The sequence below is a fragment of the Pedobacter sp. HMWF019 genome (genome assembly GCF_003061025.1).
In the GTDB taxonomy this organism is placed as follows: Bacteria; Bacteroidota; Bacteroidia; order Sphingobacteriales; family Sphingobacteriaceae; genus Pedobacter.
Window position 1 is genome coordinate 15,059 of the sequence record NZ_QAIL01000141.1, and the last position, 19,152, is coordinate 34,210.

A 19,152-nucleotide genomic window follows, 5' to 3' on the forward strand; every position below is an offset into this window, starting at 1 on the left:
TCAATGCCTTCTCGCAGACACAGTAGATTTTGCTTGCGCCATAAGCAGGGGGGAGATCCAGGTAGGATGCAGAGAAGGAAATGGTGTTTGTGCTGTTTTTTAATATGAATAGGATTTGCGAATTGCAGGTATGAAACTTTGCAAAAAAAAGAGGAATGCTGTTGAGAGGCCTTGGCGGGTTTGCGCCCCCTTCAGGGCGCCTAAGCCGGCGCAGCCTTGAAACAGCATTCCTCTTTTTTTCTATTCTTTAAGCAAAGCCAATTGTATTTTTTTATCAACGCCAGTTTACAGGGCAGGATACAAAGGCAACTCTTCTACGAAGAGAAAACGGCTTTCCAGGTGGTTGATCAGTGCGTAGCAATGCTTCAATCCATTGGTAACGACAAGCCATTTGGCCTTGTGTACAGAATTGTATCTGGCGGCCTGGTCAAAGACAGCTTGGGAGATTTTAACGGAGGGCGCTTTACACTCGATAACCATGATGCGTTCGCCGTTTGTGTTGTAGATTACGATGTCTGTTCTTTTTTGTAGTTTGTTCAGTGTTAAGCCGCCTTCAATCTGGATGAGTGATTTTGGGAACTTTCTCTCTAGGATCAGGAACTGGATAAAGTGCTGGCGTACCCATTCTTCTGGCGTCAGCACAAGATGCTTTTTGCGGATTTCGTCGAAAATATAGAGCTGTTCTTCCTTCCTGGTAATTTTGAAAGGATAGGCAGGAAGATTAAGCGGAACAAGGTTAAATGCCATTTGTGCAAAAATAACCTTTAATATTTAGTTTTTAGCCGTTACATTTGGATAATTATATGACTGCTTCAGATATTATAAAAGACCTCAAAGCCAAAAAGTTTAAACCTGTTTATTTATTGCATGGTGAAGAACCCTATTATATAGACCAGATTATTCATTACATGGAAGAACATGTGCTGAATGATATGGAAAAAGGGTTCAACCAAACTGTGCTATACGGCAAGGACACCGATATGGCTACGATACTGAATGCAGCGAAGAGATATCCCATGATGTCTGATTACCAATTGGTGGTGATTAAAGAAGCACAGGATCTAAAATGGGGAAAAGAAACAGAAGGCAGCAGTAAAGAAGCAGAATTTGTACAAAGCTATTTTGAAAAGCCCCTGACTTCAACCATTCTGGTGCTGGGGTACAAATATGCCAATTTCGATAAACGGAAAAAGCTTTTTAAATCAATATCAAAGTCAGGTCTGGTTTTTCAGTCGGATCCGGTAAGAGATTATAAACTGGCACAGTGGATAGAGGAACTGGTTAAAGAAAAAGGCTATAAAATAGCTCCTCAGGCTGCTGCTTTAATGGCTGAATATCTGGGTACAGACCTTTCCAAGATCGCTAACGAGGTGGAGAAACTCATGCTCAACATCAGCAGGGAAACCACTATAGATACCGATCTGGTACAAAGAAACATCGGGATCAGTAAAGAATACAATGTATTTGAACTGCAGAAGGCGCTGGCCGTAAGAGATGTTTTGAAATGCAACCAGATTATAAATTATTTTGCCAATAACCCCAAAGCCAATCCAATGGTGATGGTGATGGCCAATTTGAATTCTTACTTTTCTAAAATACTTAAATATCATTACCTGCCCAATAAGAGTGATGCGGCTAAAGAACTGGGTGTAAATCCATATTTTGTGAAAGATTATGAAACCGCGGCCAGAACTTTTAGTCTCAATAAAACCTTTGATATTATTGCCTTGCTTAGGGAATATGATTTGAAAAGCAAGGGGGTAGACAGCAGCGGCAATACAACAGATGGTGAACTGTTAAAAGAATTGTTGTTTAAAATGATTCATTAATTTATCGCTTTGTAACTGCAAAGTTATAAAGGGAGTATGCTTGAATACCGTTAAAGCCGCTTATCTTTGCAGGGAACATTCAAATAACCCTAACTGAATTCATGAAAAAAACCTTATTAATACCGGCCATGGTAATGGCGGGTATATGCTCTGTTTATGCCCAAACCAAACCGGTTATACCTCCGGTGGTGGCAGATTCTACAAAAAAAGGCCCAGGTGCTTTTGGTGATCCGAAAGCTAAATCAGGACCGAAACCCTATGCTACGGTGATTACCGACAAGGCAGTTACCCGTAAAGGGATGATCACGGTTCATAAACTGGACGATAAATTTTTCTTTGAACTGGCAGATTCCACGCTTGGAAGAGAAATTCTTGTCGTAAGCCGGATTTCAAAAGCAGGGGCAGAAGTGCGTTCTGCATCCGGATATGCAGGAGATCAGATCGGTAGCAGTGTGATCCGCTTTGACAAGGGACCTAACAATAAGATTTTTATGCGGAAGCTGTCTTTCAGGACATATGGCCCTGATAGTACTACTGCAATGTACCAGTCTCTGCAAAATTCCAATATTCAGGCAATTGCCGCTTCTTTCAACATCGCTGCCTATACAACAGATAAAAAAGGTAGTGTTATTGATGTGACGGATTATATCAACAGTGATAATGAGATCTTCAATTTTGGTTCTCCAATGGCTAAAACCCAGTTCCGCATCGGAATGCTGAATGCGGATAGAAGTTATATCCAGAATGTGCGCAGTTTTCCCAAAAATGTAGAGATCAGTACGGTTAAAACTTATTCTCTTGCAGCAGCACCAGGTCCGGGCGGCCCTCCTTCAGGCGGTGCTTCGGGGTCTACAACCATGGAACTGAACACTTCACTGGTGATCTTACCTAAGGTTCCTATGAAAGCCAGGTATTTTGATCCGCGTGTGGGTTATTTTGCTGTGGGGTATACCGATTTCGATCTGAATCCGCAGGGTGTAAAAGAAGTTCAGATCATCAAAAGATGGAGATTGGAACCTAAGCCTTCGGATATGGCTAAATACAAAAGAGGGGAGTTGGTAGAGCCGGTTAAACCGATTATTTTCTATATTGATCCTGCTACACCAAAAAAATGGGTGCCTTATCTGATGGCTGGCGTTAATGACTGGCAGAAGGCTTTTGAACAGGCTGGTTTTAAAAATGCCGTGCAGGCAAAACTGGCACCTACTGCCAAACAGGATTCTACCTGGAGCCTGGATGATGCAACGCATTCTGCGATTGTGTATAAACCATCTGAAATCGCTAACGCCAGCGGACCTAGTATTGCTGATCCAAGAAGTGGAGAAATTATTGAAAGCCATATCAACTGGTATCATAATGTGATGAAGCTGGTACACGACTGGTATATGATCCAGGCGGCAGCGATCGATCCAAGAGCACGTAAAATGGAATTCAGCGACGAATTGATGGGAGACCTGATCCGTTTTGTATCCTCACACGAAGTGGGACATACCCTTGGTTTACGCCACAATTATGGATCAAGCTCCACAGTTCCGGTAGAAAAACTGCGCGATAAAGCTTTTGTGGAAGCCAATGGACATACGCCGTCTATTATGGATTATGCGCGTTTTAACTATGTGGCGCAGCCTGAAGATAAAATTTCTCCTAAAGGAATCTATCCGAGAATAGGTGACTATGATAAATGGGCTATTGAGTGGGGCTATAAATTGTTGCCAGAAGCTAAAACTCCAGTTGCTGAAGTTCCTGTACTGAATAAGGTTGCTGTAGAGAGATTGAAAAACAAACGTTTGTGGTTTGGTACGGAAATGAATCCAGATGATCCGCGCTCACAGAATGAGGATTTGGGAGATAACGCTATGATTGCAAGTACCTACGGGATCAAGAACCTGAAAGTGATCCTGGCAAAATTACCGGAATGGACCAGAAGTTCAAATGAAGGTTATGACAATCTTGACAATATGTATGGCCAGCTGACTAGCCAGTTTAGCCGCTATATGGGCCATGTGGCAAAGAATGTTGGCGGTATTTATGAAACGCCAAAAACAGTAGAACAAACTGGAACGGTTTACCAAAGAACACCGGCAGCCTTGCAGAAAGACGCAATTGCATTTTTAGATCAGAATCTGTTCCATACGCCTTCTTGGTTATTGAACCAGGATATTCTAAACAATACCGGGGCAGATCCGGTAGAATTGATCAATAAGTTGCAGGCACCAGTATTGGGTAGGTTATTAAGTTCGGCAACTTTATCGAAGTTAATTTCGGCAGAGGCTGCAGATGGAGAGTCTGCATACAAGATAACAGATTTGTTTACTGATCTTCAGGGCAGTGTATTTACTGAACTGAAAACCAATAGTAATATCGACGTTTATCGCCGTAACCTGCAGAAAGCTTATGTAGAAAATCTGATTGCGGTATTGAAACCGACGCCTGCGCCTGCCCCTTCCGGACCTTTATCTATGGGAGGAATGGACAGAAGAATGAGTCCTTCCAGGAACGATGTGGTTTCTGTGGTTAAGGCGCAGTTAAGATCGCTAAATTCGGCGATTAAATCTGCAACTACACAGGCATCTGGTTTGAGTAAGTATCATTTGCAGGATCTTTCTGAAAGGATTGATAGCGCATTGGAGCCAAAGGGTTAATCTGCTTTGAAGGTATATTAAGAAAAGCATCCTGAATTCTCAGGATGCTTTTCTTTTAACAGGATGAATGATACTTAGCCTTAAAATTTCAAATCTTGTCTAAGTTCACCGTTTTCCATGTTGATTAGCGAGATGTTTTTGAGCTTAAAGTCATCAGGTAATTCGTTTCTCCTGATTTGCACCTGTTTGCAGGCATCCAGCAAGAATGGCGGATGCTTGGAGAAGGAGTGATAGGTATTGGTTTTGTAAACTTTATTATTGGTAAAGGAAAGATTTTGAACGGATCTTGCAAACAGCAAAGCCCGATCAAAATGCCTGAAGATGTTGTTCCGGATCTTAATGTTCTGATGGTATGGGAACTGATGTTTCGCTTTAATCGATGGTGTAATGGTAATCACTGCTTCACCCCATTCGGGGCCCGAGGTCAGGCAGTCTTCAAAGACATTATTGCGGATCAGGACATTCCTGTTTGCTCCGGACTCAAACCAGTAATTCAGGTCTCCTTCGATCAGAATTGCAGCTCCAGCGGTATTAAAATAATTGTTTTCGATAATTACATCCTTTGGTGTGGTGACCAAAATGCCTCTTGCCCTGTGTTTTTTCAGGATTCTGCAGTTCCTTAGTTCCAGACTTGCGGTCCAGGTTTTGTTTTCCAGGTAATGACCTTCTCCAATATTTTCAGGGATATTTTTATCCATCGTCAGTTCGTAACTGGTTACGGTTCCTTGATTTCGTAACGTATCGATCTTGACAATTTTGGCTGACCAGTTTCTTTGCATGCTTGCGCTGTCTACAAAGAACAGTTCATCGCCAACCTCACTTAGCCGGAAGGCGGATCTTCCTCTTGCGGATACTTCGATGTTGCGGCTGTCTGTTCTGCGGAGAATCTTAAAATAAGCACCATGGACATTGATAAAGTCGTCACCCATTCCGCTATGTGTGCAGCCATCGATGATAATTTTTCCCTTGCAGTTGACGAAGTGGGAAGCATCGGCAACGATACTGAAAACCCGGCCTTTGTCTTCGTTGACAGTCATGCTGGAGTTGAGCATGGAAATGTTTTCGCTTCTTTCTCCAAGTACGCCATGGCTGAGTGCATGGTAAATCTTTACTTTTTCAATAGTCGTATTTTTACTGTAGGAAATTTCAATTCCAGGGATAATGTATCGTCCATGATATAGCGTTACAATAGTGCCATTTTCGGGTTTTAAGGGCGTTTTTCCACAGAATCTTATCGTGTTTTTTGCAATGATTTCGGCTTTGCCCAAAAATATATTTCCCAATGGGTTGTCTCTGGTTTGGTAGAGGATCTCCCTTTTATCTTTATCATATAAGGTGTGGAGATTTGTAAATTCCGATCTGAGCTGGTTTTCCCAGCCCTCGCCTATAAAAGTGAGTATGCCGTTCTCCATATGGTATGGATATTTTACGGAATCGATCTTCAGATCGATAAACGCATGGCTGGTCTTTATAATTTCTCCCTGAGAAATGTAAGGCCGGTCCCAATCAATGCTAAAATCCTTAAGTTTGACATTGGTGCTGCCCTTAATCAGAAAGGGACGCATTTTTCCATGGAAGACAAACGCCGAACCATGGCCATCAATCAACACATTTTTTAGATTTTTTAATTCGAAACCGTTAATTGAGGTCATCTTGGTTACTGAATCAATGGGCGTAAAATCGTATCTTCCTTTTTGAAAATGCAGTTCTATTGAGAGGTCTTTTGCGTGCTTCTCAAAAATCTTTTTTAGAACCGGGACCATATTTTTTCCATCGGAGGGTTGGATGCCCCAATCACTTAACCTGATTATAACCGGGCACTGGGCCTGAACTGAGAATGCTATGTAGAGCAACAAAAAGGCTGCAACCATAGATTTTTTTGTTTTGTTATGCATTTTCAATAACTCCCGAAGTTTTAATGTATTCTTTTGGAGAAATGCCGTACATCTCCTTAAAATATCTGTTAAAGTGTGCGTTGCTTGATATGCCGATTTCGAACATAACTTCTGAAATTCTTCTTGAACCGCTGGCTAAAAGCTGACCAGCTCTTTTCATGCGGATCTCTCTGATGAACTCTGATGCGGTTTTGCCGATAATGGCGTGTAACCTGCGGTGAAGGTTCATCCGGCTCATTCCAATATGATCGCACATTTTTTCTACGCTGAGGTTATTGTCGGCCATATTTTCTTCCACGTAAGCGACAATCTTGCTCAGCAATTCTTTGTCCGGCGACGGAATGCAGACTTCTGAAGGATTTGTCAGGTCTTGTTTATGAATATTCAGCACGAGTTGGTTTTTCGATTTCAGGATGTTGTTGACTTTCAGGGTGAGCATGGTATAATCGTATGGTTTGGCAATGAAATCATCGGCCCCTGCCAATAAAGCATTTTTTACGCTTTGGGTTGTATTGTTGATGCTGTGCACGATGACCGGGATGTGGCTGGTTTTTGCATTTGATTTTACCCGCCTGCAAACATCGGTACCATCCAGCGAAGGCATCATCAGATCCGTAATAACAATGTCCGGCAGGCTTTTTTGAGCGATTTCTATGCCGTCAATACCGTTGCTGGCCTCTAGAACATGAAAATGTGGCAAGAGACATTCTTTTAAGTAAGCACGCTGGTCTTCATTGTCTTCAACGATCAGTATTGTTTTTTTTGACAGGTTAATTTCATCTTTAACCGGTTTTGACATGTTCCGTGGAACTGCATCTTTTTTAAGCTCACTTTCCTGGATGTTTTCCGCCTTATACCGGGCTTTACTGATGGGAAATGTGATCGTAAATTTAGAGCCGGTATCCAATGCGGTTTCCAGCTCAATTCCACCACCATGCATTTCGATGAGTTTTTTGGAGATGGATAAACCTATTCCTGTACCGGAATTGTAATGTGAAGTACTTTGGTAATACATTTCAAAAATCCTGTCTTTCTCTTCCTCATGGATGCCTATTCCGCTGTCCTGGATCGTAATAATGGCCAGTTCGGCCTCAATTTCCAGCGCAACGGCAATTTTTCCTCCAGAGGGGGTGTACTTAAAGGCATTCGAAATGAGATTGAAGACGACTTTTTCCACTTTATCACGGTCAAACCAGGCCTTTTGTGTTCTTGGGCTCTGGAAATCGAAGCGGATATTGTTTTGATTTGCCTGCCAGTCAAAAGATTCCTTGACATTAAGCAGCGTCTGAACCAGATCTGATTCTCTAACGATTAATTTTTCGGCATCGGATGCTATTTTTCTCAAATCCAGTACCTGGTTGATCAGGGCATGCAGTTTTAAGGAATTTCTGTGTATGATCTTTAACCGCATGGCCGTAAAGTGGTCATATACAGTGGAAACACTGAGCAGGTCTTGCAATGGGCTTAGGATGAGGTTGAGCGGTGTTCTGATTTCATGAGTAATTGTGGTGAAGAAACTGAGCTTGATGTCATTGAGTTCGGTTACTTTCTCTTTTTCCAGTTTTTCTTTGAAAATTTCGTTCTTGAACCGGTTTTTTGTCCTGAAATAATTAATTAAAAGGGAAACGGATACCGCAAAAACCAGAAAATAAAATGTTTTTGCCCACCAGGTTGCCCATGGGGCTGGTGTGATCTCAAAGTCGATGCTCCGGATTTCCTTTGGGAAGGTACCATCATTGTTCGATGAACTGAGCAAGAACCTGTAATGTCCTGGATCAAGGTTGGAATACGCTGCAATTCTTTGATCATAGCCTGTTGTGATCCAGTCTTTGTCGTAACCTTCAAGTTTATAGCGGAATCTGTTGTTTTCGGGTGCAACGAAGTGTAGTGAAGAGAAAGCGAGTGCAAAATCTTTGTGCCTGTAAGAAAGCACAATATTTTTGGTGTAATTGATATCTGCGGATAATATGGCCTCTCCATCAATTTTTTCATTGATTTTTACCTTTTTATTGGAAACTCTGAATTCTGTAAATGCCGTACTGGTCGTGAATGGGTTGTTCCTGATCGTTTTGGGCTGGAAATAGTTCAATCCATTGATCCCGCCAAAATACATGATGCCCAATTTGTTTTTATAGGCGGCCTCGGTCAGGGTATTGCTCTGCAGGCCATCCTGATAGGTATATCTTTTTGCGGTATTGTGGTCAATACTGTATTTGAACAGCCCCTGGCTGCTGCTTAACCAGAGGTTTTTTACATCATCTTCTAATATTGCCATAATCTTCTGGTCGCTCAAAAGTGGTGTATTGACCGTTCTGTAATTGTTGATCTTACCTGTTTTATCCAGTGACAATGCATTTAAACCAGCGTCGGTACCGATCCAAAGGATGTTGCGCTGGTCGCGGTAGATGGACCAAACATGGTTGCTGCTTAAGCTATTGATGTTGTTTTCCATGTGCTTGTACACCAAGATTTTTATGTTTTCCGTACTGTCGTAACGGATGGCGTTCAGGCCGCCGCCAATAGTACCGATCCATATGATCGGGACGTAGGGATCCTGGTAAACTGCATAGACCGAGTTAGATGAAATGCCGTTTGCAAGGGTAAGGGTGGTAAACTGGTTGTTTTTGGGGTTATATTTATACAGCCCTGTAAAACTTGCTATCCACAGATTTCCAAAATTGTCTTCACAAATGGACCGTGCAATAAAACCACTTTTAACGGCCAGTATTTTTTTTCGGCCGCTTGAAGCAATGTTTAAGACCTTATACAGGCCATCGTTACCGCCGATCCAGATGGTTTTGTCTTTGCTCTGCTGGATACTGCAGATCGATGGTGAACTGATTTCGCTTTTGTAAGAATCGATCTGTCGGGTGGCTTTATCATAGATATAAAGGCCCTCATTGAAGGTTCCTATCCAGAGGTCCCGGTCGGTTTCTGCCAATGCAGAAACATATTTACCCTGATAGCCGAATATGCCTTCCCTGTTTTTCATCAAAGGGAAAAAGGAATAGAAATTCTTTGAGGAGAGATCGGTATAGTTTATTCCACTCTGATAGGTACCTACCCAAAGGGTATTCGAGCGGTCTATAAAAAGTGTGTTTGCTGCGTTTTCTGAGAGGTTACAGAACAGCTTTTCAGTGGTGTATTGATTGATCTGCCCGATGTTGGACCGGCTATCCAGGTTGACCTTAAAAATTCCATCTACTTTTGAACCTACCCATAGGTCGCCGTTCAAATCCTGCCGAAGCGAGGTTATCTCTGCCGTTTTGGGCAAAGTATAGGTATAGGGTATTTCTTTAAAATTACTGCTAATCCGGTATAGCTGATGGACTGAACCTACCCAGATATGGCCATTATGATCTTGGAACAGGGAAGAGATCCAGGCATTTTCGATGATCGTTTCCGGTCTGCTTCTTTTGACATCTTTTAGTGCAGCTGTTTTAAATATATAGAGGCCTTTATCTGTTGCGACCCAGATATTTCCTTTTTTATCCGTCAACAGGGATTTGATGTTCCTGTTTTTCAGATCAGCAGGAAAAAAAACCTGCTTCGCTCCTGTAGTTTTCCCTTTAATAATGGCCAGGCCTTTGATCGTTCCCGCCCAGATGTTGCCGGCCTGATCGGTGGTGATGGTCTGCACGGTATTGCTGGCGATGTCGTTCGTTTTGATATCAAAATGTGTCATGCTGTCCAAACGCGGATCAAGTACATTGATGCCCCCGCCATCGGTACCGATCAGGATCTGTTCCTGTTGATTTTCATAAAGGCTCAGTACACGGTTATCTGACAGACTGTTCCTGTTATTGGAAATATGGCGTTTGGTCTGTACCGAAAATCCGTCAAAACGGTTTAATCCGTCATAAGTCCCAATCCAGATAAATCCCTTTTTATCCTGGATGATGGCTGTAATGGAGTTCTGTGACAACCCGTTATTTACAGATAGATATCTAAAGGAATAATTCTGAGAAAAGTCCATTCCATAGGGTTCGGTGCTCTTGCCTGAAAATGGAAACAACAATAGGGAGAGGATAAAGAAAAATCTCATAAAGGATATTTGGTACACAATTGTAACTATTTATCGCGTATAAATAAATCTTTAAGGAGCTATTGTTACATAAGCTCATTTTTTTGTTACGTGTGTAATCTTGGAAGTGGAATTATCGCAATAACATTGTATGTCTGATTTTATGATCTAAATCAGCTTACTGTTAAACACACTAACCAAATATATAATGAAATACAAAAAATCTGCTTATCCTAAGGTACTTCTACTCGCCCTGATGTCTTTATCGATGTCGGCGCCCAAAGTGGTAATGGGGCAAAAAACAGTTGGTCCGAAACCGGCATTTTCAGTGGCCGGATTCTATCCCCAAAGCGATAGTCCACGCAAGGTCTATAATTTTAATCCTGGCTGGCGTTTTTTTAAAGGCAATATAAAAGGGGCTGAACAGGTAGGGTTTAACGATTCGGCCTGGGCGCAGGTTTCGCTGCCGGATGGTCTGGAAATTTTGCCTGAAAATGCAAGTGGAATGCGCAATTACCAGGGGCCGGCCTGGTACCGGAAAACTTTTAAAACCGCATCAACCAATGGAAAAAGCTTTATTTACTTTGAGGGGGTGATGGGGAAGGCTGTTGTTTATCTTAACGGTATAAAGGTAAAAGAGCACTTTGGAGGTTATCTGCCATTTGTGGTAGACATCGATAATTCTACATTGACCAAAAATGGGAACAATGTTATTGCTGTTCTTGCGGATAACTCAAACGATGAATCTTATCCTCCGGGGAAAGCGCAGGACAATCTGGATTTTGCTTATCTGGGCGGGATCTACAGGGATGTTTATTGGATTGAAACACCATCTCTTCATCTCAGCTTTCCTGAGCTGAGTAAAACCATAGCTGGGGGTGGGGTATTTGTAGCGGTAAAAGATGTAAATGGAAACAGTGCCAATATTGAGGTAAGGACGGAGGTACAGAATGAAGGTAATGCAGATGTAAAGCTTTCGGTCCGTTCTACACTTGAGGATAGGGATGGAAAAGTGATATTGACCAAAACTGGTACTTTAAAGGTAATTAAAGGAGGCTCGCAACAGATGATTCAGCAACTGGATGTGAAGAACGTACACCTGTGGCATCCGGATGATCCTTATCTGCATTTTATAAAAACAGAGGTGCTTGAAAATGGCAAAGTGGTAGACAGCTACCGCACACGTTTTGGTATCCGCTTGTTCGAAATGCGTGGCGACGATGGCTTTTTTGTAAATAAAAAATATATTGGTCATAAACTTTCTGGGGTAAATCGTCATCAGGATTATGTGTATGTTGGAAATGCTGTTCCAAATACGAGCCAGTACCGCGATGCAAAACTGCTGAGGGAGGCTGGATCTACCATTGTACGTGCTGCGCACTACCCCTTGGATCCTGCTTTTATGGATGCCTGTGATGAACTTGGACTTCTGGTTACCTCGGCAAATCCGGGCTGGCAGTTTTACAATGACAAAGATCCCCGTTTTGAGAAGTTTCTTGCTGAAGATACCCATAATCTGGTTAGAAGGGACCGCAACCGTGCCGCATTGTTACTTTGGGAAACTGCCATCAATGAGACGCCTTGGCAGCCTGCATCGGTGATGAATAACCTTCACCGTATTGTCCATCAGGAATTTCCTTATCCTGGAGCCTTTACGGCGGCAGATGTAGATGAAGCTAAAAAGGCGGGTTTTGATTTTTATTATCACGGCGGGATGCAGGAAGAAAAAAATTCCTTTACCCGTGAGTATGGTGATGGAGGAGAGGTGGATAATTTCTATTCACAGAATGCAATGAGCAGGGTAAAAAGGGAATGGGGCGAACTTGCGCTGCTCAATCAGGCCAATATCAGGGCTCAGGGGCTGAACGAAATCTTCAATACGCCCCCAAAAAGGATTGGCGCAGCCTTATGGGCAGGTATCGATCACCAGCGAGGTTACCACCCCGACCCATTTTTGGGTGGCTTGCTCGATGTTTACCGCATGCCTAGATATTCTTTCTATTTGTTTAAAAGTCAATACGATCCCTCTTTTAAGCTTCCGGGTATAGAGACAGGACCAATGGTGTATATTGCCCATGAATTGACCCAGGTATCGGGCGGGGACATTACTGTTTTCAGCAACTGTGAAGAGGTGAGGCTGACCTGGCTAGGTAAGGTGATTGGCACTGTCAGACCCGACAGCACGATGAAAAATATGCCGCATGCACCATTTGTATTTAAAAATGTGTTCAATTTCCATGAGATCAGTACAAACTGGAGAAATAAGACGAAGGAGATCAATCTGATTGCAGAAGGCCTGATTGGCGGGAAAGTAGTAGTGAGTTCGGTAAAAAAATATCCGGAAAGAACAACTGGAATTAAGCTGGATATTGACAGCGCCGGATTGGGACTATATGCAGATGGTTCTGATTTTATCCCTGTTCGGGCCACCATAGTGGATAATAATGGTGTAGCCAAAGTTCTGGCTTCGGAAAATGTCCATTTTGAGGTAGAAGGAGAAGGAACGGTTATTGGAAGTGAAGAAAACCAGGCCAATCCGATGAAAACACAGTTTGGTACGGCGACTGTCCTGGTTAGGGCAACAACAAGGGCGGGCAAAATCAAAGTAAAGGCTTATGTAAATGGTTTGAAGGCCGACGAAATCACATTTAATTCTATACCTGCCGCGCTTCCGCTACTCTTTTCAGATCAGTCTAAACCCATAGCAAAAAATCCTGGCCCAATAAGTAAACTTGGCCAGGATACAGGAAACCAAAAAAAATCTGCTGAAATGGGTGAGGTAAAGGACCTTAAAGACAGGATTAAACGCCTGGAGCTTGAGGTGACCAGTCGTGATCAGGATATTATGGAATTGAGAAGCAAAAAAGACAGTAAACATTAATGACGCCCATTTGAACATGAAATTATTTTTAATGAAATTAATGGCTACCCTGGTCTGCAGCCTGATTATTTTTACAGCAAAGGCAGAGGATAAAACGGTGGATATTGCCGATTTTGCGAAATACAGGAGGGCCGATGATGCCGCACCAATGATAAGGGTAGCGATAGCGTATTGCAAACAGATAAGAGCGACCAAACTTATTTTTCCGAAAGCTACTTATTATTTTAAGCGTGATTTAGCTGCTGAGAAATATGTTTTCATGAGTAATAACGATGAAGGCCTGAAGCGTTTTGTTTTCGATCTTTCGGGTATGGAGAACCTGGAGATCGACGGACAGGGTTCGAAGTTTATCCTTACTGGATTTTTGAGTCCATTTTTGCTGGAGAACTGCCGGAATATTTCATTGAGGAATTTCTCGATCGATTATGTGCGTACTTTTCACAGCGAGGCTAAAATCTTAAGTGTAGATAAAAGCGGTATGACGGTACAGTTTGATCGGAAGTTCCCCTACAAACTGGATCATCAGACTTTGATCTTTACCGATAGCGCAGGCGTGGTGTATCCCTGGAGCGATTTACTGGAATTTGATCCTTTAAAAAAGGAAACAGCCTTTATGGCTAATGACCTTTGGGTGGGTTCTAATGTTCCCGTCAAAGAGATAAAACCCGGAACTGTTAAACTTTTATTGCCACAGATTACCGGTATACCCGGAAACGTAATGGTTTTTGCCTCAGCATTTCGTCTGGTTCCTGCCTTCAATATCTCCGGTAGTGTTAATATTAGTTTCAGCGGCATCGATATTTTTCATTGTGGAGGAATGGGGATTGTTGCACAGAACAGCCGGGATCTTTTTTTGGATCATGTCAGGGTAACGCCATCGCCAGGCAGTGGTCGTATTGTGAGCATTACGGCGGATGCAACACACTTTTCAAATTGTTCTGGAAAAATTACAATAGAGAACTGTCTTTTTGAGAACCAAAAGGATGATGCTACCAATATCCATGGCATTTATAGCAAGATCACCAGAATTAATACTCCCTACGAGATTGAGGTAGAACTGGTCCATAAACAACAGTTTGGTTTTGAGTATCTGAAGCCGGATATGAAGGTGGAATTTGCTGATGCTACAAGTATTGTCACCTATGCCAATAACTCGGTAAAAAGCACCGAAAGGATAAATAAAGAGTTTACCAGAGTGGTTTTTGCGGACCCCATTTCGCCCAATACAAAACTGGGTGATGTCATTGCCTGTTCGACGGATTATCCGGAGGTTCTGATCAGAAATTGTGTGATCCGGGGGAACCGGGCGCGTGGAATTTTGTTAAACTCAAGGGGGAAAACAGTTGTAGAGCACAATACTTTTCATGTGCCCGGAGCGGCCATTTTATTTGAAGGTGATGCGAGTTTCTGGTTTGAACAATCGGGTGTAAATGGTGTGACTATCCGGAACAATACTTTTGATAACTGCAATTATGGGGTATGGGGAAATGCCTGTATCCAGGTCGGATCGGGAATCCTGAAGCGTGTTCGTTCGAAAAGCCGTTACCATAAAGATATCAGTATTGTTGGTAATACTTTTAAGATTTTTGATCCACGGATTATTAATGCCTACTGTGTGGATGGATTGATCTTTAAGGATAATAAAATAGAGCAAAGCGAAGCTTACCGTTCGAATTTTTCAGATGGTAAAGCTTTTGTGATCGACGCCTGTTCGAACGTGTCCATTGATGGATATGACATTAGGAATGCGGTAGATCATGTTAAAAAGTAATTCATTAAACCAACCAAATATAATTAATTATGAAAAAAATCTACTCCATTTTTTATCCGATAGAAAACCAATTTCTAATTTATTACGGGCGTTGGAAATCGAGTTCAAAAGAATTCGGAGCTACAGATTGATTTTGCCGGGGATAAGGGGCAGATCCGGACTGCTCCGTTATTTCCAGCTTGGTGTACTGTAGCAGATTGCACGGTAAATTTTATCAAGAACCAACCAAAATTTAAAATTATGAGATTTATTTACATGAGGTTAATCCTGTTTACAGGGTTAATGGGATTCTTTTTGCCTGTCTGGGCCCAGGATATTACCTCTGGTATTGATGCCTGGTATAAGTTTGATTATCAGCCGAACGATACTTATCTAAAAGATTATTCGGGCAACAACAGGCGTATTACAGCTATTAAAGCCGGACAGCAACAGGATTTCGGCAGCAATTTCCAGTGGAATGCGGTAACTATTAATGGTACTCCGCAAAATTCAGTATATTTTCCGGCAGGACGAGATGGAGCTGTCATCTTATCGAATGCAACCGGTAATACCTGGCTGGGCCAATCAGGAGCTGCGGCAAGAACTTTTTGTGCATGGGTAAAAATAGACCCCGGAGCAGACGAGAATGCAGGCCGGATTTTATTTGCTTATGGTGATGACAGCCAGCCCGGTGGAAGATTCGAAATTGACTTAAAAGGACACAAAATCGAATTTGAAAATGCGGTAAATACAGCATCGAACGGGTGGAAAAACAGGAGTGTTGCGCAGCTTAACAACACAGATCATCCTCAGGGTCAATGGTTACATATTGGCCTGGTCTACGATGGGATAGGGAATAGACAAACCGGATTAAAACTGTATGTTAATGGCAAAAGACTGCCTCTGACACCGGTAAGCAATGATGCTGATTTTGCGATCAATACAGCATTGCAATATGCGCCTGAGATTGGTAACTATATGGAGAAGATGGCTATGGCAGATGTTCGTTTTTACAACAGGGCATTAACGAAGGCAGATATCAATGTGATCTGCCCCGACAATACCCCTCCAAACCCGCCCTTTTCGATTGCAAGGTTAAGAGAGATCATTCAGACAGCGGTGGATGATCAGGTTGCCGAAGTCACTATTCCCCCTGGAACCTACACGGGAACTGTGGCAGAAACCGCGTTTATTTCTATAAACGGTGCAAATAATTTAAAGATTATTGCCGACGGGGTAACATTGGTTTGCAGCAAAAAGACCAGGGCACTTTCCTTATCTGACTCAAAGAATATAACCATCCAGGGTTTAAAAATTGACTATAATCCTTTGCCATTTACTCAGGGCGATATCATTGCAACAGGATCTGGTTATGTTGATATTAAGATCCATAAGGGATATGATGTTAAGCCCTATAGCCGGATCGATATTATTGATCCGGCCACCCGTTTCCGGAAGAAGGGAAATGTATTTCTCTGGGGTTCAATAGCAGCACTGATCAGTGATTCTGTTGTCCGGGTAACGCAGCCTGCATTGCCAGGTATAGCCGTTGTTGGCGATATGGCCAGTTTAAGCACGGGAAATGATGATGGTATCCCCCATGCTGTTGCTATTGAGGCAAACCGTGGTGGGATCAAACTACAGAATGTTTCTGTGTTTTGTGCGCCGGGTTTTGGAATATTTGAAGCTGGCGGCGAGGGAGGTACGATATTGGATGGCTGTAAGATTGTTCCGGGCCCACTTCCGTCAGGTGCAGCACAGGAACGTTTGCTGTCTTCTTCTTGGGATGCCATTCAGCATTCACTGACCCGTGTTGGCCCAACGGTAGAAAACTGTGAGGTCAAAGATGCAGGCGACGATTCGTGGAGTGTAACCTGGGATGGTGAATATATGGTGAATGCAGTTTCAGGGAATATCCTGACCCTTTCCAGGACTACCCTGCAGGTGGGTGATTCACTGCGTACTTCTTTGATTTCGGATTTTGCTGTGGTCACCGGGAAATCCGGATCGAATGTGACCTTAGACCGTGCTTCGCCATGGGCGGTGGGGGCCAGGTTATATTCTCCAAACAGAAGATGCGAAAACTTTGTCCTGAGGAACAATAATTTCCGGAGTGCAGGGCGGGTGCTTATTAAAGCTGGGCATGGTCTTATTGAAAACAATACTTTTGATACCGGTCATAGCGGGGTGACGGTGAATACGGAGATTGCACCTGGTGCGTCAAGTATTTATAAGCTGATCATCAGGAACAACATCATCCGCTCAACAGGTTATTTCAATCCGGCTCCATGGAGTAACCAGGCCGGTGCGATATCCATAGCCGATGGTGCGGGGTACGATCTCTCCCCGGCAGGTGTATTCGATGACATCGTTATAGAGAAAAATACTTTTGAAGATGTCCTTGGTGTAAACCTGGTGGTTTCATCGGCGAGTAATGTGAAAATTAAGGAAAATAAGTTTTACAGAACAGGGCTGAGCATGTCAAATTCTACCGGGTCGCAGTATGGCATCAACCAGCATACGGTTGTTTTTCTTAAGAACCTTAAAAATATAGTGTTGGACAGCAATGAAGTGATCGTTCAGGGATTGACCTCTTTGCTGGATTCAACAAATTTAAAGGAGTTTACCAAACTGCGGAGGGGAATCTTTATCCGGTCGGAACAGCCCACAGTGATCTCGGTTTTTTTGACCAGTCCAACGGCAAATGCAAAATTTAAGCCTGGCAGCGATGTTCCTTTGCAGGCGGCTATTACCAGTAATGTTAAGATCGCAAAAGTAGAGTTTTATCGCGGCTCAGATAAACTGGGCGAAGTGACCAAAACGCCTTATGTATTTAATTGGCCTAAAGTAGCCAAAGGCAATTACAGAATTACTGCCAGAGCCATTGGTGAGGATAATGTGGCTTCGGTGTCCCAGCAGATCGATATTTCGGTGGAGGATAAAACTGTACTGGAAAAGGACGGGAAACCAGCCCTGAACCCACGCAACCTCTTAACCCCAAATGGCGATGGTAAGAATGACTATTGGGAAATTGAAAACATAGCGCACTATCCCGAATTGAAAGTTACGGTTTTTAACCGGCAGGGACAACAGGTGCTCAGTTCTGAGTCTTTTGAAAGGTGGGATGGGAACTTCAATGGTTCACCTGCTCCGACCGGGATTTATTTCTATTCGATTACAGAAAATGGTAAAATAGTTAAAAGTGGAAGTATCACACTAATCCGATAACCATGAAATATTTATTAGCAGTTCTGATGCTCGCCCTTTTTGGTGAGAAAAGTTTTCCTCAGGTCAGCTCATACAACCATTATTATAATCATCCTTTTATGTATAATCCTGCATTTGCAGGTATTGAAGATATGGGCCAGCTTACTGCTGTTTCGCGTATGCAATGGGCAGGTTCGGAACGTGTTGTTTCCTCTGCCTTTATCACGGCGGAATTACCACTCAAAAAGAATATAGCCATTGGCGGTCGGTTTTATAGCGATAAGCAGGGATTGATTAACCATAGTGGCGGTCTTTTTACACTTGCTTATCATTTGCCCTTAAGCAGTAACTCAAAACTGAGTTTTGGCATTTCTGCCGGTGCATCAAAGCGGAGCGTCAGCACCGGGAACCTGAATGTGTCCAGTCCGGATGATCCCATAGTTGGGAACCCCGAAAATAATAGGGGAGGTCTTGATGGTGACTTTGGAGTGAATTATAATTATAAGGGGCTGAACCTAGGTGTTGCAATGCCCTCTCTTTTTGGATCGGACAAGGATGACATCCGTTTTGGACAGCAGAAAGGACAGTTGGTTTTACTGTCCGCTGCCTATAAGATCAATACTGATTTTGCATCAATTGTGCCGCAGGTTATTTATAGGAGTAAAAGCGAATTCCAGGGGAAAACGGAAACCATGCTCACCTTGTATTTTAAGCAGAATTTTTGGGGTGGTAGCTTATATCGATTTGGGTATGGGCCGGCATTTTACGGTGGCTTTAAGATCAATCCGCATTTTAGTCTGGGTTATGCTTACGAAACTGGCCCGGGTGGCCGATCGGTGTCCATCAGCGGCACGCATGAAATTTCTCTGAGTTATCAATTTGCCAAAAAAGACACTTAAAATGTCTGTTGTTACAAAAAGACGC

The 19,152-nt window shown here is 42.8% G+C and carries 9 protein-coding genes; 6 read left to right on the plus strand and 3 right to left on the minus strand.

Annotated features, from left to right (window positions below):
* Positions 1–285: 285 nt before the first annotated feature.
* Entirely contained in the window at positions 286–747 is a 462-nt protein-coding gene (locus DBR11_RS09000) for a type I restriction enzyme HsdR N-terminal domain-containing protein (protein WP_108551775.1), read from the minus strand.
* Between the two features lie 56 nt (positions 748–803).
* Here DBR11_RS09000 and holA point away from each other — a divergent pair, with 56 nt between their 5' ends.
* Positions 804–1,829 (plus strand): DNA polymerase III subunit delta, encoded by a 1,026-nt coding sequence (holA, locus tag DBR11_RS09005; protein ID WP_108551777.1) that lies wholly within the window; start codon positions 804–806, stop codon positions 1,827–1,829.
* Positions 1,830–1,930: 101 nt separating this feature from the next.
* Entirely contained in the window at positions 1,931–4,471 is a 2,541-nt protein-coding gene (locus DBR11_RS09010; RefSeq protein WP_108551779.1) for a zinc-dependent metalloprotease, read from the plus strand.
* A gap of 80 nt (positions 4,472–4,551) precedes the next feature.
* Here DBR11_RS09010 and DBR11_RS09015 read toward each other — a convergent pair whose 3' ends face one another.
* Together DBR11_RS09015 and DBR11_RS09020 are read right to left on the minus strand one after the other, a co-directional pair.
* A complete protein-coding gene (locus tag DBR11_RS09015; protein WP_158275248.1) occupies positions 4,552–6,342 on the minus strand; it encodes a right-handed parallel beta-helix repeat-containing protein in 1,791 nt (596 codons plus the stop codon).
* 16 nt (positions 6,343–6,358) lie between these two features.
* Positions 6,359–10,411: a two-component regulator propeller domain-containing protein gene (locus DBR11_RS09020; RefSeq protein WP_108551783.1), complete on the minus strand. Its 4,053-nt coding sequence runs from the start codon at positions 10,409–10,411 to the stop codon at positions 6,359–6,361.
* Between the two features lie 187 nt (positions 10,412–10,598).
* Here DBR11_RS09020 and DBR11_RS09025 point away from each other — a divergent pair, with 187 nt between their 5' ends.
* The 4 genes from DBR11_RS09025 to DBR11_RS09045 all read left to right on the plus strand — a co-directional run bounded on the left by DBR11_RS09025 (position 10,599) and on the right by DBR11_RS09045 (position 19,127).
* Positions 10,599–13,271 (plus strand): glycoside hydrolase family 2 TIM barrel-domain containing protein, encoded by a 2,673-nt coding sequence (locus DBR11_RS09025; protein ID WP_108551785.1) that lies wholly within the window; start codon positions 10,599–10,601, stop codon positions 13,269–13,271.
* A gap of 16 nt (positions 13,272–13,287) precedes the next feature.
* Positions 13,288–15,042 (plus strand): right-handed parallel beta-helix repeat-containing protein, encoded by a 1,755-nt coding sequence (locus DBR11_RS09030; RefSeq protein WP_108551787.1) that lies wholly within the window; start codon positions 13,288–13,290, stop codon positions 15,040–15,042.
* Between the two features lie 240 nt (positions 15,043–15,282).
* Positions 15,283–18,249, plus strand: coding sequence for a gliding motility-associated C-terminal domain-containing protein (locus DBR11_RS09040; RefSeq protein ID WP_108551791.1), 2,967 nt, complete (start codon positions 15,283–15,285; stop codon positions 18,247–18,249).
* Between the two features lie 2 nt (positions 18,250–18,251).
* Positions 18,252–19,127, plus strand: a complete 876-nt coding sequence (locus tag DBR11_RS09045) for a PorP/SprF family type IX secretion system membrane protein (protein ID WP_108551793.1) — start codon at positions 18,252–18,254, stop codon at positions 19,125–19,127.
* Positions 19,128–19,152 lie beyond the last annotated feature (25 nt).

Coding starts and splice junctions, on each gene's coding strand:
- DBR11_RS09000 (WP_108551775.1), bottom strand. CDS start 747: ATGGCATTTAACCTTGTTCCGCTTAATCTTCCTGCCTATCCTTTCAAA.
- holA (WP_108551777.1), top strand. CDS start 804: ATGACTGCTTCAGATATTATAAAAGACCTCAAAGCCAAAAAGTTTAAA.
- DBR11_RS09010 (WP_108551779.1), top strand. CDS start 1,931: ATGAAAAAAACCTTATTAATACCGGCCATGGTAATGGCGGGTATATGC.
- DBR11_RS09015 (WP_158275248.1), bottom strand. CDS start 6,342: ATGGTTGCAGCCTTTTTGTTGCTCTACATAGCATTCTCAGTTCAGGCC.
- DBR11_RS09020 (WP_108551783.1), bottom strand. CDS start 10,411: ATGAGATTTTTCTTTATCCTCTCCCTATTGTTGTTTCCATTTTCAGGC.
- DBR11_RS09025 (WP_108551785.1), top strand. CDS start 10,599: ATGAAATACAAAAAATCTGCTTATCCTAAGGTACTTCTACTCGCCCTG.
- DBR11_RS09030 (WP_108551787.1), top strand. CDS start 13,288: ATGAAATTATTTTTAATGAAATTAATGGCTACCCTGGTCTGCAGCCTG.
- DBR11_RS09040 (WP_108551791.1), top strand. CDS start 15,283: ATGAGATTTATTTACATGAGGTTAATCCTGTTTACAGGGTTAATGGGA.
- DBR11_RS09045 (WP_108551793.1), top strand. CDS start 18,252: ATGAAATATTTATTAGCAGTTCTGATGCTCGCCCTTTTTGGTGAGAAA.